This is a genomic window from Nitrosospira multiformis ATCC 25196 (assembly GCF_000196355.1).
Lineage (GTDB): Bacteria > Pseudomonadota > Gammaproteobacteria > Burkholderiales > Nitrosomonadaceae > Nitrosospira > Nitrosospira multiformis.
Map to the genome: position 1 here is coordinate 2,363,259 of NC_007614.1, position 20,467 is coordinate 2,383,725.

Annotated in this window: 20 protein-coding genes; 13 read left to right on the forward strand and 7 right to left on the reverse strand. The window is 53.5% G+C overall.

Translation table 11 applies throughout. The features are described 5' to 3' along the window. Positions 1–107 precede the first annotated feature (107 nt). The 7 genes from cysK (at position 108) to NMUL_RS10860 (ending at position 8,217) form a co-directional block, all read left to right on the forward strand. Positions 108–1,061 carry a cysteine synthase A gene (gene cysK, locus NMUL_RS10825; protein ID WP_011381377.1) on the forward strand — a complete coding sequence of 318 codons (954 nt, stop codon included), beginning with the start codon at positions 108–110 and terminating at the stop codon, positions 1,059–1,061. 34 nt (positions 1,062–1,095) lie between these two features. After that, the gene (gene epsC / locus NMUL_RS10830; protein WP_041352567.1) at positions 1,096–2,031 is read left to right on the forward strand and encodes a serine O-acetyltransferase EpsC; all 936 of its coding nucleotides are present in this window, start codon (positions 1,096–1,098) and stop codon (positions 2,029–2,031) included. A gap of 345 nt (positions 2,032–2,376) precedes the next feature. After that, complete coding sequence (locus NMUL_RS10840) at positions 2,377–3,096, forward strand: tetratricopeptide repeat protein (RefSeq protein WP_167535586.1); 720 nt, start codon at positions 2,377–2,379, stop codon at positions 3,094–3,096. Positions 3,097–3,270: 174 nt separating this feature from the next. Continuing rightward, a complete protein-coding gene (locus NMUL_RS10845) occupies positions 3,271–4,683 on the forward strand; it encodes a dihydrolipoyl dehydrogenase (protein WP_041353196.1) in 1,413 nt (470 codons plus the stop codon). Between the two features lie 171 nt (positions 4,684–4,854). Next, entirely contained in the window at positions 4,855–5,337 is a 483-nt protein-coding gene (locus tag NMUL_RS10850) for a membrane protein (RefSeq protein WP_011381381.1), read from the forward strand. A 2-nt stretch (positions 5,338–5,339) separates the two neighbouring features. Next, entirely contained in the window at positions 5,340–5,729 is a 390-nt protein-coding gene (locus tag NMUL_RS10855) for a SirB2 family protein (protein ID WP_011381382.1), read from the forward strand. A 154-nt stretch (positions 5,730–5,883) separates the two neighbouring features. Continuing rightward, entirely contained in the window at positions 5,884–8,217 is a 2,334-nt protein-coding gene (locus tag NMUL_RS10860; protein WP_011381383.1) for a penicillin-binding protein 1A, read from the forward strand. A 69-nt stretch (positions 8,218–8,286) separates the two neighbouring features. On the opposite strand, the gene hemB is transcribed toward NMUL_RS10860, so the two are convergent. After that, complete coding sequence (gene hemB, locus NMUL_RS10865; protein WP_011381384.1) at positions 8,287–9,291, reverse strand: porphobilinogen synthase; 1,005 nt, start codon at positions 9,289–9,291, stop codon at positions 8,287–8,289. Here hemB and NMUL_RS16520 point away from each other — a divergent pair. Next, on the forward strand, positions 9,281–9,409 hold the full coding sequence (locus tag NMUL_RS16520) for a hypothetical protein (RefSeq protein ID WP_256326969.1): 129 nt from the start codon (positions 9,281–9,283) through the stop codon (positions 9,407–9,409). The two genes, hemB and NMUL_RS16520, sit on opposite strands and share 11 nt — an antisense overlap. 41 nt (positions 9,410–9,450) lie before the next feature. On the opposite strand, the gene yihA is transcribed toward NMUL_RS16520, so the two are convergent. From yihA to NMUL_RS10880, 3 genes are read right to left on the reverse strand one after another with little or no spacing between them, the layout of a single operon-like run. Next, positions 9,451–10,158: a ribosome biogenesis GTP-binding protein YihA/YsxC gene (gene yihA, locus NMUL_RS10870; RefSeq protein ID WP_011381385.1), complete on the reverse strand. Its 708-nt coding sequence runs from the start codon at positions 10,156–10,158 to the stop codon at positions 9,451–9,453. Between the two features lie 33 nt (positions 10,159–10,191). Further along, positions 10,192–10,980 carry a type III pantothenate kinase gene (locus tag NMUL_RS10875; RefSeq protein ID WP_011381386.1) on the reverse strand — a complete coding sequence of 263 codons (789 nt, stop codon included), beginning with the start codon at positions 10,978–10,980 and terminating at the stop codon, positions 10,192–10,194. Next, positions 10,981–11,970 (reverse strand): biotin--[acetyl-CoA-carboxylase] ligase, encoded by a 990-nt coding sequence (locus NMUL_RS10880; protein ID WP_011381387.1) that lies wholly within the window; start codon positions 11,968–11,970, stop codon positions 10,981–10,983. A gap of 240 nt (positions 11,971–12,210) precedes the next feature. Here NMUL_RS10880 and NMUL_RS10885 point away from each other — a divergent pair, with 240 nt between their 5' ends. The 5 genes from NMUL_RS10885 (at position 12,211) to NMUL_RS10905 (ending at position 17,877) form a co-directional block, all read left to right on the forward strand. Then, positions 12,211–13,908 carry a glutamine--tRNA ligase/YqeY domain fusion protein gene (locus tag NMUL_RS10885; RefSeq protein WP_011381388.1) on the forward strand — a complete coding sequence of 566 codons (1,698 nt, stop codon included), beginning with the start codon at positions 12,211–12,213 and terminating at the stop codon, positions 13,906–13,908. A 328-nt stretch (positions 13,909–14,236) separates the two neighbouring features. Beyond that, entirely contained in the window at positions 14,237–14,560 is a 324-nt protein-coding gene (gene trxA / locus NMUL_RS10890; protein WP_011381389.1) for a thioredoxin TrxA, read from the forward strand. A gap of 156 nt (positions 14,561–14,716) precedes the next feature. Continuing rightward, positions 14,717–15,976, forward strand: coding sequence for a transcription termination factor Rho (gene rho / locus NMUL_RS10895; protein ID WP_011381390.1), 1,260 nt, complete (start codon positions 14,717–14,719; stop codon positions 15,974–15,976). Between the two features lie 141 nt (positions 15,977–16,117). Then, a complete protein-coding gene (rpmE, locus tag NMUL_RS10900) occupies positions 16,118–16,345 on the forward strand; it encodes a 50S ribosomal protein L31 (RefSeq protein WP_011381391.1) in 228 nt (75 codons plus the stop codon). A gap of 437 nt (positions 16,346–16,782) precedes the next feature. Next, on the forward strand, positions 16,783–17,877 hold the full coding sequence (locus NMUL_RS10905; RefSeq protein ID WP_041353198.1) for a porin: 1,095 nt from the start codon (positions 16,783–16,785) through the stop codon (positions 17,875–17,877). 571 nt (positions 17,878–18,448) lie between these two features. On the opposite strand, the gene NMUL_RS10915 is transcribed toward NMUL_RS10905, so the two are convergent. From NMUL_RS10915 to NMUL_RS10925, 3 genes are all read right to left on the reverse strand, one after another. Then, positions 18,449–18,895: a VOC family protein gene (locus NMUL_RS10915; protein ID WP_011381393.1), complete on the reverse strand. Its 447-nt coding sequence runs from the start codon at positions 18,893–18,895 to the stop codon at positions 18,449–18,451. Positions 18,896–19,020: 125 nt separating this feature from the next. Next, positions 19,021–19,725 carry an SGNH/GDSL hydrolase family protein gene (locus NMUL_RS10920; protein ID WP_104009761.1) on the reverse strand — a complete coding sequence of 235 codons (705 nt, stop codon included), beginning with the start codon at positions 19,723–19,725 and terminating at the stop codon, positions 19,021–19,023. 79 nt (positions 19,726–19,804) lie between these two features. Continuing rightward, positions 19,805–20,467 (reverse strand): glycerophosphodiester phosphodiesterase, encoded by a 663-nt coding sequence (locus NMUL_RS10925; protein ID WP_011381395.1) that lies wholly within the window; start codon positions 20,465–20,467, stop codon positions 19,805–19,807.

Below are 20,467 nucleotides of genomic sequence, written 5' to 3' on the forward strand. Positions count from 1 at the left end.
AATCGACCTCCAATTCCGAATAAATAATAAGCACAATTGCCTCCGGGAAGCAGATCGCGTCCGAATCCATATTTCCCGGACAAATCGAATGGAAGGATGCATCGAAAATGCCGCACTGGTTCAAAGATAATTCCCAGACCAGCGGGGCCACCCCGCTGGTCCGGCTTAACCGCATTACGGATGGCGCTCCGGCAATGGTACTGGCCAAGATCGAAGGGCGTAATCCCGCTTATTCCGTAAAATGCCGTATCGGCGCCGCCATGATCGAAGATGCGGAACATCGCGGGCTGCTTTATGCCGGAATAGAGCTGGTGGAACCTACCAGCGGCAATACCGGTATCGCCCTCGCCTCTGTTGCTGCCGCGCGCGGCATACCCCTGACATTGACCATGCCCGAAACCATGGGGCTGGAACGCCGCAAGCTGCTTCTCGCCTACGGGGCAAAACTGGTTCTGACCGAGGGCGCGCGGGGCATGAAAGGTGCGGTAGCAAAGGCAGAGGAAATCGTTGCTTCCAATCCGGGCCGATACCTCCTGCTCCAGCAATTCTCCAACCCGGCCAACCCTGCTATTCACGAGCGCACCACAGGGCCAGAGATCTGGAACGATACCGACGGGGCAGTTGATATTTTTGTTGCCGGCGTGGGTACGGGAGGCACCATTACCGGTGTTTCGCGGTATATAAAGGGGACGAAGAAAAAATCCATTCTCTCGGTCGCCGTTGAGCCTGCTGCCAGCCCAGTGATCACGCAACACCGGGCTGGCGAACCCCTGGCACCCGGACCTCATCGGATTCCGGGAATTGGCGCAGGATTCATTCCTGCCAACCTGGATCTCTCCCTCGTGGATGAGGTACAGCAAATCAGCAATGAAGACGCAATTCACTATGCACGCCGTCTTGCACGCGAAGAAGGCATTATCTCGGGGATTTCATGCGGAGCAGCGGTTGCAGCCGCGTTAAATCATGCGAAGCGAACGGAGAATGCCGGAAAAACCATTGTTGTCGTTCTGCCGGATTCGGGAGAACGCTATCTGAGCTCCAACCTTTTTGAGGAGATGTAAAAGGCTCAGGAATAGGCGGGCTTGATAATAATAAATGGAGGAGTATTTTTCATTGAAACGAACAGCGCTGAAACTTGGCGATGTGGTGTCCGAACTGCGCGCACTGCGCCTCAAATCCCTGGAAAACCGGCAGAGACGCGACAGGCCACCCAAGCTTCCCTCCCGCAAGGTGCTGGTCAGCATTGCGGATGGACTGAGAGCCGTACTGTTTCCCAACCGTCTGGGAATGCCCGATCTCACCAACGAAAGCGTCGATTATTATGTGGGCCACACGCTCGATGTAACGCTGCGGGAATTGATGGTGCAGGTGCGTCGTGAGCTGCGCTTTGCTGGCGATGCGGACGCAACAGGCAACTCTGAAAGGGAACGGGCAGCGGGAATTACGCAAGCGTTTGCCCAAAGGCTGCCGCGTATACGCAGTTTGCTTGAAAGCGACATTCAGGCAGCCTATGAAGGAGACCCGGCTGCCCGAAGCGTGGATGAGGTTCTGGTATGCTATCCCGGAATTACCGCCATTACCTATTACAGGCTGGCGCATGATTTGCACCGGCTGGGCGCGCCATTGATCGCCAGAATGATTTCTGAAATTGCTCATTCTTCCACCGGCATCGAAATCCATCCCGGTGCGCAAATCGGCGGATTCTTCTTTATAGACCATGGTACGGGTGTGGTCATCGGCGAGACCGCCGTCATCGGGGAACATGTGCGCCTATACCAGGCGGTCACCCTTGGGGCCAAGCGCTTTCCCGTGGATGAGCATGGGGCCTTGGTAAAAGGCAATTTGCGTCATCCCATCGTCGAGGATGATGTCGTCATCTACGCTGGCGCGACGATCCTGGGGCGCATCACCATTGGCCGAGGCTCAACCATTGGCGGGAATGTATGGCTCACCCGCAGCGTGCCTCCCGGCAGCGTCATTTCGCAGGCGCAGACACGCAACGAAGTGTTTGATGGGGGCGCCGGCATCTAGTCCCGCCCCTGGGCTACGCATATCTGCTCCCAAAACACCTCGTCATTATCCCGGGAGGCGTGAAATATCCGGCTCCAGGCTTCGTTGCGGAAAGCAACGGAATAACACAGTCTCGGTGGTTGACGCTTGCACAGGCAATATTTAGACTTGTGGAAAAAAACAGAAACAAACACCGCAATGAGTTCCCCAAGCAGGACAGTCACCCTACCCGATATCATGTGCCCAAAATGCATCAAGTGCGGGAGCGAAAGAACGCACCATTCTCGCGTGCGCCCTAGCGAGCGAACATTGAGTATGCTGTTCCTTCGACCCATACGTTGCCGGCAATGCAAGGAGCGCTTCTGGGTGAAAAATTCGAATGCCTTTCTTGCATTGGGGGGAGTGCTGTTCATCGGCGCCTTGCTGATTACAACGGTCTGGCTGATCATAGAGCACAACATGGCCGACCCTTATGCGGGATCCGCCCCGGAAATTGGAACTGAAGACCCTGCTGACTCTGTCGCCCGCGGGACCAGCAAATCGCAGAACGGCCAGGAAGCGCTTTCCGCCCCGGCACCGGGGACACGCGGAACTCATGACGTCACACAGTCGCCCGGAAGTATTCCTTCTTCCGCTCCCGCGCGCAATCCCCTTGAGGATCATCGTTTTACCGTTCGACTCTATCAGGAGGCAGCGAATAACGGTGATGCCGATTCGCAGTATAAACTCGGGCTGCTGTATCTGACGGGGAACGGCGCCCTCCAGGACTTTGCCGAAGCTGCAAAATGGCTCCAATTGGCCGCAGAGCAAGGCTACGGACCCGCTCAATATGAGCTGGGCCTCATCTATCGCAATGGATACGGCCTCCCTACGGACCATGTGCAAAGCTACGTATGGTTGAATCTTGCGGCCGCCGCCGGCGTCCAGCAGGCCATGGGAGCCAGGGATGAAGTCATGCGCGCGCTAAGCAGCAAGCAACTGGCGCAGGCACAGAAGATTTCCCGCGAGTGGCTGGCGGCACGAACCGGACCGGAAAGCGGAAAAGAGGCTGACCGGGTTGAATCCGCACACCCTCGACGTAAATAATAACTGCCAAACAACGCACTGCTGAATAACACGTCCTTCCCTTCATCAGAACAACTGGCTGCCAGGGGAGCTATCCTGCGATAAATGATTCTCGCAGTTCAATTGGCAGCTCAAGGCGGAAGCACTGCATTCCATACCAATTCGTGCAACATTTCTGATGAAGAGGAAATCCTCGTGAGTGAAACTTTCGACGTTATCATCATCGGCGCCGGCACCGCAGGATTGGCCGCTCTCAGGGAAGTAAAGAAGCGCACTGACAATTTCGCCATTATCAACGATGGTCCCTGGGGGACAGTCTGTGCCCGTGTCGGGTGCATGCCCTCCAAGGCACTGATCGAGGCCGCAAAGGCATTCCATCGCCGCACCTCCTTTGAGGAATTCGGCATCCAGGGCGCGCATTGCCTCACACCGGATATTGCAGCTGTCCTGCGACGTGTGCGCCGGCTGCGGGACGATTTTGTCGCCAGCACGCTGAAGGCGACGGAAGTGCTGGGAGAACGAGCTATTTCCGGTCGTGCGCGCCTTCTTGAAGCAGGAAGGCTCGAGGTAAACGGGCGGGAATTGCGCGCTCGAAACATTATCATTGCTACTGGCTCCCGACCGGTTGTACCTTCTCCCTGGCTTGCACTCGACACGCAGATCCTGACGACGGATACATTATTCGAACAAAAAACCCTTCCCGACCGGGTAGCCATCATAGGCCTGGGAGCAGTGGGCGTGGAAATGGCTCAAGCACTCGGCCGGCTGGGAATCGAGGTAACGGCATTCAGTGAAAGCGATACTATCGCCGGTCTGAGCGATCCGAAAGTCAATGCGGTTGCGGCAGAGCTTTTTGCAGACGAGTTCAGGGTACATCTGGGCAAGCGGGCAGATCTCCGGGTAGCCGATGGAGGTATGCGGGTAACTACCGGGACGCAGGAAACCGCAGTCGATGCAGTTCTTGCCAGTCTGGGCCGCAGGCCCAATATCGAGAATCTGGGGCTGGAAACGCTAGGCATCCCGTTGAATGAAAGAGGGCTGCCTCCTGTCGATCCCCATACCATGCAGATAGCAGACCTGCCGGTTTTCATGGCAGGCGATGCGAGCGGCATGAGACCTCTGTTGCACGAGGCAGCGGACGAGGGGCACATTGCAGGAATCAATGCCACCCATCCCACTCCTATTCGCTTTGATCGTCGTACGCCGCTTGCGATCGTGTTTACCGATCCCGGCATAGCCATCGTCGGTAAAAAACATACCTCACTTCCCCGCGGAACATTGACCGGAGAGGTTCGTTTCGAGCCCCAGAGCCGGGCCCGCATGGCGCAACGTAACGACGGCATTCTGCGCATTTACGCCGAACCGGGCAGCGGCAAGCTGCTTGGAGCTGAAATGTGCAGTCCCGATGCGGAGCATATGGCACACCTGCTGGCCCTGGCGATCGACCGCTCACTCACCGTGCATGACATGCTGCGCATGCCCTTTTATCATCCCGTCCTGGAAGAAGGTCTGCGGACTGCATTACGTGAGCTCTCGAAACAACTTCCCCACTGTCGCGAATCCGATCTTGCAGGCTGCGAGGCGTTCGGTGCGCAGGCACTGGATTGATGCAACACAGACGTCGTGCCGCAGATCTCGATATTTCATCAGCACATTGGCACATTGCCGGAACTCGGGCATAAAGTTCGAGGATACCAAAAGCGCATAAATGCAGTCAGTGCCAGAACTTAATATTTACAAAGGAAGTCTTAGCTCGGGAATAGCAGAAGAGAAAGCCTGATGAATGAATTCGCATTTGCCAGAGTGCTGCATGTGCTGGGAGTTGTGCTGTGGATCGGGGGTGTCGCCATGGTGACAGTCGTTCTGTTTCCCATTATGGCGAAAATGAAATCCGCAACCGAGCGGACGGAATTTTTCGGCCACATCGAAAACCGCTTTGCTCCCCAGGCGCGCTGGACAACACTGATCGTCGGTCTGAGTGGCTTTTATATGGTATATGTTCTCGACGCCTGGAACCGTTTTACTGACCCCCGCTTCTGGTGGATGCATGCCATGGTTGCAGTGTGGCTGATCTTTACCTTGATGCTGTTTATAGGGGAGCCCCTGGTATTCCGGAGGCAGAAGGCAAAAATGTCTCAACGTGATCCCGCAAGGACTTTCGCATTGGCGCAGCGGATGCACAGGATATTGTTGAGTTTGAGCCTCGTTACCATTGCAGGAGCAGTGGCCGGCAGCCATGGCTGGATGCTGCGGGGAGGATAGACATGAGTTATGCAGTAATAAAAATGATTCATGTCGGTAGCGTTATAATAAGCTATCTTTTGTTTTCATTGCGCAGCATCTGGATGATCCAAGGATCTGCTGACTTGAAACGGCGCTGGGTAAAAATTACGCCGCATGTGGTGGATACCGTACTGCTTGCGAGTGCTGTTGCGCTGGCTGTCCGCATTCACCAGGATCCGGTACATGACTCCTGGCTCAGCGCCAAGGTTGTCGGATTGCTGCTGTATATCGGCCTGGGAATGACAGCGCTAAGATTTGGAAAAACGCGCAAAGCAAAAATATCTGCATGTGTCGCAGCCCAATTCGTATTTATTTATATCGTACTGGTTGCCCTGACAAAAAATCCTGCAGTTTTTTCCCCCATCTCGTAAGAAACTGGATCGCGGACCTTGCATTTTCCGGAAAATCTTTCAAAATGCCCTGCCAATGCTCCCCGAGCGATTGCTGTGTCTTATATGAAACGTAGTATTATTTTTATAGAACGTCCATGCTTGTCTTAATCTTCCTCTGCAAGAACCTACTCACATGCTAGCGCGTTGGCGTTGGTGGGCTTACCCTTTGGCCGCGCTTTTTGCATTGGGTGTCATCGGGGCTCTGGTTTTCGGTTTCGCAGCATTGGTGACCATCCGTGCCTTACCCTCGCTCGAGTCTTTGACAGACTATCGCCCCAAGGTACCGTTACGCGTATATAGCGCAGAGGGCATCCTGATCGGCGAGTTTGGAGAAGAACGGCGGCAAGTGGTCAAAATCGATTCCGTTCCGCTCCGTCTGAAACAGGCAATCCTGGCTGCCGAGGATGACCGGTTTTATCAGCATGGGGGAGTAGACTACACTGGCATACTGCGTGCTGCTTATTCCAATTTCACCTCCGGCGGGCTGCGCCAGGGGGCCAGCACCATTACGATGCAGGTGGCAAGAAATTTTTTCCTGACGAAGGAAAAAACACTGAACCGTAAATTCAGCGAAGCCTTGCTTGCATTCAAGATCGAACACAGTTTAAGCAAGGACCAGATTCTCGAACTCTACTTCAACCAGATTTATCTCGGTCAGCGTTCGTACGGTTTTGCCGCTGCCGCCCAGGTTTACTTCGGTAAAAGCCTGAACAGGATCAATCTGGCGGAAGCCGCAATGCTTGCGGGACTCCCCAAAGCGCCTTCGCGCTTCAATCCGGTCGTCAATCCGCAACGCGCGAGGGCGCGGCAAGTATATGTGCTCCGGCGTATGCGCGACTTGGGCTATATCCCGAACGAGGAGTTCGAACAAGCCGAAAAACAACCGCTGCAAATCATCAGGCGGGAATCACAGGAATACGCTCTGCGGGCGGATTACGTCGCGGAAATGGCGCGCCAGGCCATGTATCAGCGCTACCAAGAGGATGCATACACGAGAGGTTACAAGGTCTATACCACTATCCGTTTTCTCGACCAGGAAGCCGCCTATAATGCAGTACGCCAGGGCGTGCTGGACTATGACTATCGGCACGGTTATCGTGGTCCAGAAGCAGTCATAAAGCTGTCGGCAGGGGACTTGAAGCGGGAAGAAATACTCGATGAAGCGTTGCAGGAAGTGACTGACAGCGATGGCATTCTTGCCGCAGTCGCGCTGGAGGCAAGCCCGAAGCGGGTCAAGGCGTACCGCAAAGGCGGCGAAATCATCGAAATCAAGGGCGACGGACTCAAATTCGCGGAGAAATTCCTGACTGCCAAACCTGCTGCCAATCAGCAGGTCATTCGACCCGGCTCTCTGATTCGTGTCCACAAAAACGAAAAGGGCACCTGGGAGATTACGCAACTGCCGCAGGTGGAAGCCTCGCTGGTTGCCATTAATCCCCACGACGGGGCGATCCGCGCCATGGTGGGAGGCTTTGATTTCAACCGCAACCAGTTCAACCACGTTACCCAGGCATGGCGCCAGCCTGGCTCCAGCTTCAAGCCATTCATTTATTCCGCTTCTCTGGAAAAAGGCTTCACCCCGGCGACTGTCATCAATGATGCCCCGCTTTCGTTTACGGCCGAAGAGACCGGGAGCGATCAATGGGATCCCCGAAACTTCGGGGACAGTTATGATGGGCCGTTGCGCATGCGTGAAGCGCTGGCAAGATCAAAGAATCTGGTTTCCATCCGCATTCTCCAGGCAATCGATGTGCAGTACGCGCAGGATTACGTGAGACGCTTCGGTTTTGATCCCAAACAGCACCCCGCCTACCTCGCGATGGCGCTTGGCGCCGGTTCAGTCACTCCGATGCAGATGGCGGTAGGTTACGCTGCATTCGCCAATGGCGGATTTCTGATATCCCCCTATCTCATACAACGCGTAGAGGATGTCAACGGCAATGTCGTGGAGCAATCGAAGCCCGCGCTGGCGGGTGAAAACGCCAAGCAGATTATCGATCCACGCAATGCCTTTCTCATGTCCAGCATGATGCGGGATGTGGTGCAACGCGGAACCGCAACCAGAGCGAAACAGTTGGGCCGTAACGATCTGGCGGGTAAAACCGGCACTACCAGTAATTATGTGGACGCCTGGTTCTGCGGATATCAGCCCGATCTGGTCGCCATCGCCTGGATCGGTTTCGACAATCCGAGATCGTTGGGAGACAATGAAACCGGCGGTCGGGCGGCACTCCCCATCTGGATGAATTATATGGACAAGGCGTTGAAAGGCGTACCAGTCGCCTCCTATTCCGCTCCAAGCGGGATCACAACTGCCAGGATTAATCCGGAAACCGGCCTGCGAGGGAGCGGCGCGACGCTGGAGGAATACTTCATGGAAGAGCAGCTTCCTCCTGAAGAAGAGGATCCGATAGATATCACGATCAGATCGGTGGAGGACATCATAAACGATTTTCTGTCGAACTAGAAAGGGGGCGATTCCCGTTTCCTGCCTGTTCGCCCTGTTTCAGTCGTCCTCCACCAGTCTTATTTCGGCTCAGCGCTGTCTCAGCCATTCAGCGACTTCGGTGGCATAGTATGTCAGAATGCCATCGGCGCCCGCGCGCTTGCAGGCGAGCAGCGCTTCAAGCACACAGGCCCTTTCATCCAGCCAGCCATTTTGCCCGGCCGCTTTCAGCATCGCATACTCGCCACTCACCTGATAAACGAAGGTGGGCGCTCCGAAGCGCTCCTTGATCCGTCGCACAATGTCGAGATAAGGCAGCCCCGGCTTGATCATGACCATATCGGCCCCCTCCTCCAGATCCAGGGCCACTTCCCATAATGCTTCATCCGAGTTGGCAGGATCCATCTGGTAAGTGTATTTGTTTCCGGTACCCAGATTGGCCGCCGATCCCACCGCATCGCGAAACGGACCATAAAAACTGGAAGCGTATTTTGCGGAATAAGCAAGGATACGGGTATGGATGAGGCCCCGGTTCTCCAATTCAGAGCGAATTGCGCCTATACGGCCATCCATCATATCCGATGGTGCCACCACGTCAGCGCCTGCCTGCGCATGCACCAGGGCCTGCTGGGTCAAAACGGCCACCGTTTCCTCGTTCATCACATAACCGCTCGGATCGATCAATCCATCCTGCCCATGGCTCGTGTAAGGATCGAGGGCGATGTCGGTAATGATACCCAGTTCGGGAAAACGTGCTTTCAACGCACTTACTACACGCGGTACCAGCCCCGCAGGGTTGAGCGCTTCGGAGGCGGTTTCATTTTTCAGCCCGGCGTCGATGACCGGAAAAATAGCCAGCGCCGGGATTCCCAGTTCGAGGCATCTTTCGGCACGGAATAGCAGAACGTCCAGGCTTTGCCGCACAACGCCGGGCATGGACGGGACTTTTTCCTCACGTTTTTCACCATCCAGCACGAATACCGGATAGATCAGGTCATCCGCATGTAACTGATTCTCGCGCATCAGGCGGCGGGAAAATTCATTGCGGCGCATGCGCCGCATTCTTTTTTGGGGAAATTGACTAATGGCTGGCATGATGGCCCTGCAAAAAAAGAAAAAATCTGATAAAAAATCAAAAATCCGGGAACTTGTGGCTGGATTTTATATCTTACTGACAGACGTTGTTTATTTGTCTCCCGCTTTTCCTCCCTGAGCGGGTACCTTAATCCCTATTAAGGTAGTTTGCCCCCGGTTTTATTCCCCTTTAACCGGGGGTTTTTTATTTCTGGCGTTCGGTGGTTCCGGCGCATTTCCCTTACCGCTCTCCGGCGCACCTGCTTCTCTGATCATACCGCTATCCGGCTCGATTCCTGACCCGAACCATGCATCAAGCAAGGCCGCCGCCTCCTTGACGCCTTCTCTGCTTGTGCTGGAAAACAATTGTACGCTGCATTGTGGATAAGATTCACGCAAAAAACCCAGCACGGTTTTGAGAACTTTCTGCCCCTGCTGCCGCGTGAGTTTGTCCGATTTGGTAAGCAGCACGTGCACCGCTTTCTTCGTTGGCGCAAACCAGGCGAGCATTTGTCGATCCAGAGGGGTTAAAGGATGCCGTGCATCCATGATAAGAACCATGCCGTGAAGCGATTGCCTCGTCTGAAGGTAAGTGCCGAGGAGACGTTCCCAATGCTGACGGACTTCCGCCGGCACCTTGGCATAACCATAACCAGGGAGATCCACCAGAAATCTGTCGTTCCCCAACCGGAAAAAATTCAGATGCTGGGTGCGTCCCGGTGTTTTACTGACGAAAGCGAGGCGGTTACGGTTTGCCAGGGTGTTGATCGCGCTCGACTTGCCGGCGTTCGAGCGGCCGGCAAAGGCTATCTCGACTCCAACCGGGGGGGGCAGGTCGCGCAGCTCGTTGACGGTAGTGTAAAAGGTTGCGTTCTGAAAAACGGACATATCCAGTCTACGTCCGCAGGACGCAAAAGCAGATCAATTTTCGATGGAATCTTCCGGGGAAGCTACGACCCCTCCCGAAGCTGTTTCTGAAGTCTCCCGGGCAATGGCCAGCAAGCCTTGCAAAACGAGATTATCCATCACTTTCACATTCACGTTAAGCTGGGGCTGCAACTGCTGCGCTGCACCCCCGCTGAGAATGCACTCGGGCATGTGGCCGAGGGTACCGGCAAGCAAGGCCGCCATGCGTTCGATGGCGCCCGCCATCGCGTGCACCGCGCCGCTATAGAGCGCATCTGCGGTACTGTCAGGATAATCGCAAAATTTTCCGCCCTCCGATTCCAGTGATCCAAGGTCCTCCACCAGTATCTTCTGCATCAGATCGAGCCCGGGGGTTATGAGTCCTCCGAGAAATTCACCTGTGTCGGAAAGCGCATCCACCGTCATGGCGGTTCCCGCATCGACTACCAGGCACCCCTGTCGCTCCAGCACCCACGCTGCCACGAGCGCCGCCCAGCGGTCGCTGCCAAGCTGGGCAGGATTGGAGTAATAGTTGCGAACCCCGCATTGATAGGGAACGGCAGTAATCCATTGTGGCTCCGCTTTCCACTGCGCCAGTAGCTCCGACAGACTGCCCTTGACCCCGGCATTGGCGACATTGGATATCACTACGCGTGAAGGTTCACGCAAATCCCTCCATTCCCGCTCGAGCTGCACTCTGTCGCCCTGCGCCGCGACCCCTTGCATGAGCCAGTTGCGGCCATCATGCAGCCCCCACTTCACGCGCGTGTTGCCGGAATCCACCGCCAGCAGAAGAGGGTTCATTTATGCTGTCCTGCGCAGCGATATCTCGCCGCCGCTGAAACTGCGAAGACCCAGTGACGTTTGCAGCAACAGCGACCCGCTATCCGATACCCCGTGCACCAGTCCTTCCTGGCCCGACCCGTCAGGTAGCTTGAGGGTGACGGCTTTGCCTTCACATACATGGCGATCCACCCATTCCTCCTTGAATGGCGTAAAACCCGACTGCTCAAATTCTCTCAATACTCGAGCAATATTCAGCAACAATTCAGCCAGCAATTTATTGCGATCCGGTGTTTCTCCACTGATGGAAAAAATATCCGTTGCCCCCTGGTCTATCCGCGCCTGAACGCTGTCGGACAATTTCAGGTTCATGCCTACACCGATTACAGCAACGGTGGGACCGAGCATATCGCCATGCAGTTCTATCAATATACCTGCCAGTTTACAGAAATTGAACATCACATCGTTTGGCCATTTGAGTACGGCCCCTTGTATCCCTGAAGATTCGAGCGCACGTACTATTGCAACGCCTGTGGCGAGACTCAAACCCGAAAGAAAGCTTGCACTTTGCTGAAACCGCCATAGCACGGAAAACGCGAGACCGACTCCCAGGCCCGAGTGCCATTGCCGTCCTCGTCGTCCACGCCCCTTCGTTTGCAGCTCGGCCGCTACCACATGAATGAGCCCATCACGCAGGCTCAACCGGTTATCCGCCTCATGCAGTAAAAGGCTGTTGGTGGAATCGATCGTATCGAGTATTTCCAGATTGAATTTGTCCGCCTGATGACCGAGGTGCTCAAGAATTGCATTTCGTTCCAGCCATTGCACCTGGTCGAGCAGGCGATAGCCGCGTCCCTTGATTTTATGAATGGTCAATCCAGCTTCATCCGCGTCGCGAAGAGCATTCGATACACTGGCGCGGGAAACTCCCAGAGCTTCGGCGATAGCCTGCCCTGAATGAAATTCGTTATCGCTCAGCACCCGGAGAATGGAAAAAGTGAATGGATTCATGTAATCAGTGTAGTGTAAATAAACGGAAATGGAACTTTGCCACGCGCATTCTCGCTCACAGTAAAAGAAATGCAGGAAGAAAGTCAGCAGGGGTACCTGGTCGAATTTGGCTCGATACGTTATTCAACTATAATGAGCAGCCGGGCAAGCACAAACGAACAGGAGAGAGCAGAACCGCGTTCCCGCTTGCCACGAATTCCCGGAAAAGACGAGCAGGAATTCCCTTTCGAGAGGTCCAGTTTGAACGAAAAAGCTACACCTGGCGACGTAACGCTGTGCGCGTCCAATTTCATACGCAATATCATCGAAGAAGACAATCGCACCGGCAAGTGGAACGGGCGGGTTGAAACGCGCTTCCCCCCCGAACCCAACGGCTACCTGCATATCGGTCATGCCAAAAGCATTTGCCTAAATTTCGGCCTGGCGCGGGACTATAAAGGAATATGTCATCTGCGCTTCGATGACACCAACCCCGAAAAAGAAGAGCAGGAGTATGTCGATTCAATAATGGATGCGGTAAGATGGCTCGGCTTCGAATGGGGCGAGTATCTGCACTATGCGTCGGACTATTTTGACAAACTATACGAGTTTGCCGAATATCTCATCAAGCAGGGTAAAGCATACGTAGACAGCCTTACTGCCGAGGAAATCCGCGCGTTGCGGGGCACGCTTACCGAGGCGGGCGAAAACAGCCCCTACCGCGACCGCTCCATCGAGGAAAATCTTGACCTGTTTCGCCGCATGAAGGCGGGTGAGTTTCCTGACGGCGCTCACGTTCTGCGCGCCAGAATCGATATGGCTTCCCCTAATATCAATCTGCGCGATCCCGTAATTTACCGGATTCGCCATGTCCGCCATCACCGGACGGGTGACAAATGGTGTATTTATCCGATGTATGACTACACCCACTGCATATCGGATGCGCTGGAAAGGATCACGCACTCGCTGTGCACGCTGGAATTCGAGGATCACCGTCCCCTCTATGACTGGATACTGGATCGATTGACAGATGTTGTTCCCTGTCATCCGCAACAGATCGAATTCGCGCGTTTGAATCTCACCTACACCGTCATGAGCAAGCGCAAGCTGATCGAATTGGTCAGCGGGAGTTTTGTGGATGGATGGGATGATCCGCGCATGAATACCCTTGCCGGAGTGAGACGCCGCGGTTATACACCGGAATCCATCCGCCTGTTTGCGGAACGCATCGGCGTCAGCAAAGCCGATTCATGGATAGACATGGGCATTCTGGAAGAATGCCTGCGCGAAGACATGAATGAGCGTGCGCAGCGGCGGCTGGCTATCCTCGCCCCCCTCAAGGTCGTTATCGATAACTATCCTGAAAATGCCGAGGAAGAGTGCCTTGCCCCCAATCATCCCCAAAAGCCGGAATGGGGAAGCCGTATCGTACACCTGACGAAAACGATCTACATAGAACGCAGTGATTTTATGGAGAATCCTCCCAAGGGGTATTTCCGCCTGTCACCTGGAGGCGAAGTAAGGTTGCGGTACGCCTACATCGTAAAATGCGTAGATGTTGTGAAAGGGGTCAATGGCGAAATCCTGGAAATCCATTGCACCTATGATCCGGACAGCAAGAGCGGCACGCCCGGAGCCGATAAACGCAAGGTCAAGGGGAATATTCACTGGCTCTCAGCCGTCCACGCGCAACAAGCGGAAGTACGGCTTTATGATCGCTTGTTCACTCAGGCTCACCCTGATACAGGCGGGCGGGACTATAAAGCATTTCTGAATCCGGATTCAAAGAAGGTCCTTGCAGCCTATGTCGAGCCCGTACTCATGACAGCACAACCTGAGGAACGTTTTCAATTCGAGCGTCATGGCTATTTCGTCGCAGATCTGAAGGAAACAAAATCGGGAAAACCTGTATTCAATCGCGCGGTCACCCTGCGTGACTCGTGGGGAAAACCGGGTTGATTTCGGACAAGTATGCTGGCTCCGCTGCAAGCAGGATAGCGCCAATTTGTGTGCTTTGCTCCCGCCGCCGGTTGAATGGACTGCTTGTATCGAGATATCATTAAAATGATACTTCCCTTTCTCGTTTTTTTTCGCTAGGATACTGAAAAATGACGGACCGGCCAAAAATTGCTGGCCTGAGAAGCAAAAAAATATAATTCCTGATATTCTTGTATCTATCACTGCCCCTTCTGGTATCAATGGCAGGTGTCATTAATAGAGACCTGCCCTTGCAGAATTAACTGAATGTCAGTCGTACACATTTCATTTAAGCGATTTGGAAAAGCACATGAGTCATACCCACCATATTTCTGACGGAAATTTTGAGACTGAAGTATTGCAGTCGACAGTCCCTGTACTGGTTGACTATTGGGCAGAATGGTGTGGACCATGCAAGATGATAGCGCCCATCCTGGACGAGGTAGCCAAGGAATATGGCGACCGCCTCAAGGTTGCCAAGCTCAATATCGACGAAAACCAGGCTACGCCCCCCAAATATGGTATTCGCGGTATCCCTACTCTCATGCTCTTCAAAAACGGAAATATCGAAGCCACCAAAGTAGGGGCGTTATCGAAATCCCAGCTCACTGCTTTTATTGACAGTCACATCTAAAACTGCTAAGTTATAATTAACGCATTCCGCAAGCTCTCCGGTAGTTTCCGGTTCGATTACGTTCGCCGCTTCGAATTCTCGTTCGGCTCCATCGGTTTTCCCAACGCTTCCTGACGCTTTCTTTACGTCCCTCTTCTTCACCCACGGATTCCGTTCATGCATCTATCCGACCTCAAAAACTTCCACGTCACCGAACTGGTGGAAATGGCAATTGCCAATGAAATTGACGGTGCTAACCGGTTACGGAAACAGGATCTGATTTTCGCATTATTGAAGAATCAGGCACGGAAAGGCGAAAGCATTTTCGGCGAAGGCACCTTGGAAGTGCTGCAGGATGGTTTTGGCTTCTTGCGTTCTCCCGACACCTCATATCTCGCCGGTCCGGATGACATTTATGTCTCACCCAGCCAGATACGGCGCTTCAACCTTCATACGGGGGATTCGATAGAGGGCGAAATAAGGACGCCCAAGGACGGGGAGCGTTATTTCGCGCTGGTCAAGGTCGATAAGGTCAACGGAGAACCTCCTGAAAACTCCAAACACAAGATACTGTTTGAAAATCTCACCCCCCTCTTTCCCACCGAGCGGCTGCAGCTCGAACGCGAGATCAAGGCCGAGGAAAACGTTACCAGTCGCATCATCGATCTGATCGCCCCCATCGGCAAAGGACAGCGGGGCCTCCTGGTAGCCAGTCCCAAATCAGGCAAGACGGTCATGCTTCAGCACATCGCCCACGCCATTGCCGCCAATTACCCGGATGTGATGCTGATGGTGCTGCTGATAGACGAGCGTCCCGAAGAAGTGACCGAGATGATCCGGTCGGTAAGAGGTGAAGTGATTTCTTCCACTTTCGATGAGCCGGCTGTACGTCACGTGCAAGTGGCGGATATGGTCATCGAAAAAGCCAAACGGTTGGTGGAACACAAGAAGGACGTGGTAATCCTGCTGGATTCGATCACCCGGCTCGCGCGCGCCTATAACACAGTGGTACCTGCTTCCGGCAAGGTGCTGACGGGGGGTGTGGATGCCAACGCGCTGCAACGGCCGAAGCGGTTTTTTGGGGCTGCTCGCAATATCGAGGAGGGTGGCTCTCTCACCATTATTGCCACCGCGCTGGTCGACACCGGCTCGCGCATGGACGATGTGATTTATGAGGAATTCAAGGGTACCGGCAACATGGAAATCCATCTTGACCGGCGCATGGCAGAAAAACGCATTTATCCCGCCATCAACGTCAACCGTTCCGGCACCCGCCGGGAAGAACTCCTGATCAAGCCCGATGTATTGCAGAAAATCTGGGTACTGCGCAAGCTGCTCTACCCGATGGATGACATGGAGGCAATGGAATTTCTGCTCGACAAGATCAAGGCAACGAAGAACAACGCGGATTTCTTCGATTCAATGCGGCGGGTCTAATATACTAACCTAAACATTGAATACCCCCCCTCTCCCGGAATGCCTTATTGCATCCCGTTTGCGAGTAGAGGATAATACGCCGCTTTCCCCGAAATCAGGCACATATCGTAAGGGGAGCCTTTGCAAGCTGAGGATCATTTCATGAAACCAGACATTCATCCAGATTACCAGGAAATAACCGTGACCTGCAGTTGCGGCAGCACTTTTCAAACCCGTTCCACCATGGGCAAACCCCTGCATATCGAGGTTTGCTCAGTTTGTCATCCATTTTATACAGGTAAACAAAAAATCGTCGATACTGCTGGCCGTGTCGAGAAATTCCGTCAGAAATACGGCAAGAAAGTGGAAAAACAACCGGCGGCTGGATAGGCGGTTACTGAACTTTGAAAAAGGCAGCCCCTGGGCTGCCTTTTTAATTTCCAGTGAATTAAATGAGCTTTGTGAGGCTCATTTTTAAATTCGCTGCCGTGCTCGACTGCATATACCTGCTTGCGACAGGATAACCCTATCCTGGGGGGACTTATCACCCTGCCAAGCTTACCTTTGGTCGGCAACCCGGCTCGCGCGCCGCATTCGCCCGTTACTGGTCTGAATTTTCCTGGTGAAATCCACATTCATGCGCAGAAGTCGCTTGACTGGCTTAAGGAATTTTGAATCTGGAATCGCCTTTTGCTGCGGCGGGATTGAGATGGAACACTTCCCTGTTCATGGCGCGGATAGCGCCCGCAATAGTTCTTTTTATTTTCCGTCTCTTGATTTATTCGTTTGTACGGGCCGGATTCTACGAGGGGCAACTTGCAGGAAAAATGAAAAGGATGGTATTGGCAGCCTTTTTTCTTCTAAATGCAAGCCCCTCCGCAGGAGCAGGGGGTGACCTTGACGATAGACTGCGCTCGCCACTGACACTCGCTGCCTATGTTGAAGGTTACTACAGTCACGATTTCAACGAACCGGTAAATAACGCTAAACCTCCCTTTCTCACCAGCTTCAGCAAAAGCAATCAACCCGCAGTAAATCTCGCCTTCATAAAGGCATCGTACGCAACACCCAATATCAGGGCAAACTTTGCGCTCGCAGCAGGCACCTACATGAACACGAACTATGCTGCAGAACCTGGCATTCTGGGCCATTTATACGAAGGCAACATCGCCTTGAGACTATCCGGCGAAAATAAACTCTGGCTGGAAGCTGGCGTTTTCCCTTCGCATATCGGCTTTGAAAGCGCAACAGGGAAAAACAATTGGACCCTGACGAGAAGCATGGCGGCGGAGAACACACCCTATTTCGAGTCAGGCGTCAGGATCGACTTCACTTCGGCTGATGATAAATGGTTTTTAAGCGGATTGGTGCTGAACGGCTGGCAACATATAAAACCGGTGGACGGAAACACGCTTCCCGCCTTCGGCACACAGATTACCTACCGACCTTCTCCTGAAATAACGTTCAATAGCAGCACCTTTGCGGGCAGCGACAAGCCCGACAGTCACCGGCAAATGCGTTACTTCCATAATTTCTACGGAATTTTCAAACTGAATGAGGAGCTTGCAGCGACTGTTGGATTCGATATCGGCGTCGAACAAAAAAGCAAGCATTCGGGCAGCCTTAACACGTGGTTCAACCCTACAGTCATTCTGAGATATGTGCAAACGCCCAGAACAGCGGTTGCTGTAAGGGCAGAATACTACAATGACAAACAAGGCGTAATGATTGCATCCGCAAAGCCTCATGGTTTCCGGACATGGGGTTTTTCAGCCAATTTCGATTACAACATCACTGACAATCTGCTGTGGAGGCTTGAGGCCAGAACGCTGCTCAGTAAAGACGATATTTTTGCTGGTAAAAATGGTACTTCCAGAGATAGCGCCACTTTTTTCACTACGTCGATCGTCGCCCATTTTTAATGGGCAATATGCTTTCAAGCCCCGCCTTCCTCTATTCCCTCCCGTGAACTGTTGTCCCGCTTCGGCAGGTTTTGTTTGGTGGGAGACACTCCACCGAAACTCGAACTTTTGATACTTTATGCTGTGTTAAGCGTATTTGTGCTAAAGCGAACAGAATTAGGTGAGCGACAAGTAATAAAATTAATGTAGAGCTAAAAGTTCAGTCACTATGTACCGGATATTATTACTCTTTTAACGGGTTTCACTATGGCCGTTTACCAGGACAGCAGCTATCTTATCCGCTGCGACCATTTTGATTTCAATGTTAAGCGTGCACCTGGTACCAACGCATCGGTAAGTGGTATCTACCGGTGCATAGGCTGCGGCCAGGAAATTGTTGTAACGAAAGGACAGTTACTGCCGGGATACGAAGAACATATCCACGGTTTCGAACTTGGACCGCCCCGCTGGCAGCTTATCGTCTTCATCCTCTAGCTCGCGCTTTTTTCCAGGCCTTTTCGAGGATCTTCATGAGGAACTGTGGAATAAGCTGAATCTGCACCTCACCTATGAACTCCTATGCTATCGAAGTTTACGTTCCAATTCCCTTTTTTTGCAGCTCCGCCTTTGCATTCTCGGTCTTCTCCAACTCCAGTTCCATGTACTTCAACACTCCGGGGATTTTCGTAAACTGTATATCCCCATACTCGACTACCTGAACGCGATTACCCCAAGGATCGAGGAAGTCGAGGAAGCCTCCTTCGAGCACTGTCGCTCCCGCCGCTTCAGCGAGTTCGCGTACATTTGAGCGGTCATCGACCACAAGGCCGAAATGCCTGTCATCGTCGGGGCTTTGCGATCGCCCTTCCATCAGTGCAATGAACTGGTCTCCCATATCGATAAAGGCAGCGCCCTGGCTTCGTCCTCGTAATTTAAAGGTGAAGATGCGGCCATAAAAAGCCAACGCTTCTTCGATGTCACCGACCTCCAGCGCTATATGATTGATGCCGACCATGTGCGGTTTTGTCTTCTCGCTCATCTGTTTCCTCCTGATGGATAGGCGTTCTGCTCCAGGAATCGTTACTTGTCTTGCCTATTTTAGGTCTGCCATTTTCTTTTTGCTTTTCATGCCACATTGCATCGTTTTTGATATCCCCTTCCAGCCTAAGCATTTTGCGCGGCATGGAATGCTCTTAGCACTGCGGGCAAAAACACAGTACGCACCTCTGATGCCCCGCGCAAGCTTGGCTCGATAGTAACTGTAAACCAGGACGGGTCACCCGCGAGGAAATGGAGGTGCACATCGACGAGCTCTCCATAGCGTGGAGCGATCCGCCGAATAACGGCATTGATGCGATTGAACTTGGGCCGGGCAATGCGCGCATCGGTGGCAAGAAAATTGCGAGAGTCATCGCCGAAAGTCGGGTCGTAAACTGTGCCCAGCAGAACTGGCCGTACCGGAAGCGCTTGCAGAAAAGCATCCAACCGCTGTTGAAAGCAGGCGATGCCCTCCCCTCGGTCTGCAGCAAGACCAGCGAGAAGATCGTTGCCTCCTACTGTAACCAGGGCGACAGCAGGACCGGTTGCCTTGATACCTCGCGCCTGCCAGGAGAGATTGTCAACCACGCCGCCATCACGCGCCCGGTGGTCCAGCAGTGCAGTCATCGAGGCTGCCTGAGACAGGAGGTCGCGCCCCTTGAGCTCTGGAAACAGGAAATCATTGTTGCGAACGATCAACTGTCCTGGATGGACTCCATATTCGTTGTAGCGCCCGCAATCGAGAATCGAATCCCCAAATGTGAAGACGGTGAATACCTTGTTCTTCGCTGAAATCGTTCTACTTAATGCCACAGCCATGGGTCCGGCCATAAGGGCTTGCAGAAAACATCGGCGCATCACTCTATTTTCATGTGACAAGAGAACGGCTGGGCGTCGGCTGCACCGGTGTTTATACACCCTGCGCAAGCAATGGATAATCCGTAATCACCCCATCCACGCCCAGTTGCCGGCACTCCTCATGCTCGGCCCGGGTTACCGGACCGTAAACGAAGTTGCGAAAACCCCTGGCGGCCGCCTGTGCCAACATGGCCTGATCCAACACATTGTAATCCCAAACCAGATGGTTGATCCTGGCGTTGCCCTCACAATCGAAACCAGCCCACAGGGAATCGAGGGTTTGCGGTCGGTGCGCGACCAGCAGGCCGCAATCGAGCTTTAATGAGGATGCGCAGATTGCAATCAGATCATGCCGGAAGGAGCTAACGATAATACGATGGCAGGCTTGATACTTTTCCAGAACACCGAATACGGTCGACAAGCGATGCGGGGTTTTGAGTTCGATATTCCAGAGTATGTCGGGAAAATGCGCGAGCGCCTCATCCAGGGTAGGTATTTTATGCCCCAGCACATCTTCGATTTCGCAATGGGCAAGATCAGATACTGCCTGTCCGGTTGCCATTACCCGATCATGAACCAGTACCGGTACACCATCCCGGCTCATGCGCACATCCGTCTCGATACCGTTTACCCCTGCCATTATCGCTGCGTCAAAAGCTTCGAGCGTATTTTCCGGAGCTGTCACGTGATAACCACGATGCGCCAATACCAGCAT

Coding starts and splice junctions, on each gene's coding strand:
- NMUL_RS10850 (WP_011381381.1), top strand. CDS start 4,855: ATGAATGAATTCGCATTTGCCAGAGTGCTGCATGTGCTGGGAGTTGTG.
- NMUL_RS10915 (WP_011381393.1), bottom strand. CDS start 18,895: ATGAGCGAGAAGACAAAACCGCACATGGTCGGCATCAATCATATAGCG.
- NMUL_RS10880 (WP_011381387.1), bottom strand. CDS start 11,970: ATGAATCCATTCACTTTTTCCATTCTCCGGGTGCTGAGCGATAACGAA.
- NMUL_RS10860 (WP_011381383.1), top strand. CDS start 5,884: ATGCTAGCGCGTTGGCGTTGGTGGGCTTACCCTTTGGCCGCGCTTTTT.
- cysK (WP_011381377.1), top strand. CDS start 108: ATGCCGCACTGGTTCAAAGATAATTCCCAGACCAGCGGGGCCACCCCG.
- NMUL_RS10925 (WP_011381395.1), bottom strand. CDS start 20,467: ATGCTGGTATTGGCGCATCGTGGTTATCACGTGACAGCTCCGGAAAAT.
- NMUL_RS10905 (WP_041353198.1), top strand. CDS start 16,783: ATGAAAAGGATGGTATTGGCAGCCTTTTTTCTTCTAAATGCAAGCCCC.
- NMUL_RS10855 (WP_011381382.1), top strand. CDS start 5,340: ATGAGTTATGCAGTAATAAAAATGATTCATGTCGGTAGCGTTATAATA.
- yihA (WP_011381385.1), bottom strand. CDS start 10,158: ATGTCCGTTTTTCAGAACGCAACCTTTTACACTACCGTCAACGAGCTG.
- rho (WP_011381390.1), top strand. CDS start 14,717: ATGCATCTATCCGACCTCAAAAACTTCCACGTCACCGAACTGGTGGAA.
- trxA (WP_011381389.1), top strand. CDS start 14,237: ATGAGTCATACCCACCATATTTCTGACGGAAATTTTGAGACTGAAGTA.
- hemB (WP_011381384.1), bottom strand. CDS start 9,291: ATGCCAGCCATTAGTCAATTTCCCCAAAAAAGAATGCGGCGCATGCGC.
- NMUL_RS10920 (WP_104009761.1), bottom strand. CDS start 19,725: ATGGCCGGACCCATGGCTGTGGCATTAAGTAGAACGATTTCAGCGAAG.
- NMUL_RS10875 (WP_011381386.1), bottom strand. CDS start 10,980: ATGAACCCTCTTCTGCTGGCGGTGGATTCCGGCAACACGCGCGTGAAG.
- epsC (WP_041352567.1), top strand. CDS start 1,096: ATGGAGGAGTATTTTTCATTGAAACGAACAGCGCTGAAACTTGGCGAT.
- NMUL_RS16520 (WP_256326969.1), top strand. CDS start 9,281: ATGGCTGGCATGATGGCCCTGCAAAAAAAGAAAAAATCTGATAAAAAA.
- rpmE (WP_011381391.1), top strand. CDS start 16,118: ATGAAACCAGACATTCATCCAGATTACCAGGAAATAACCGTGACCTGC.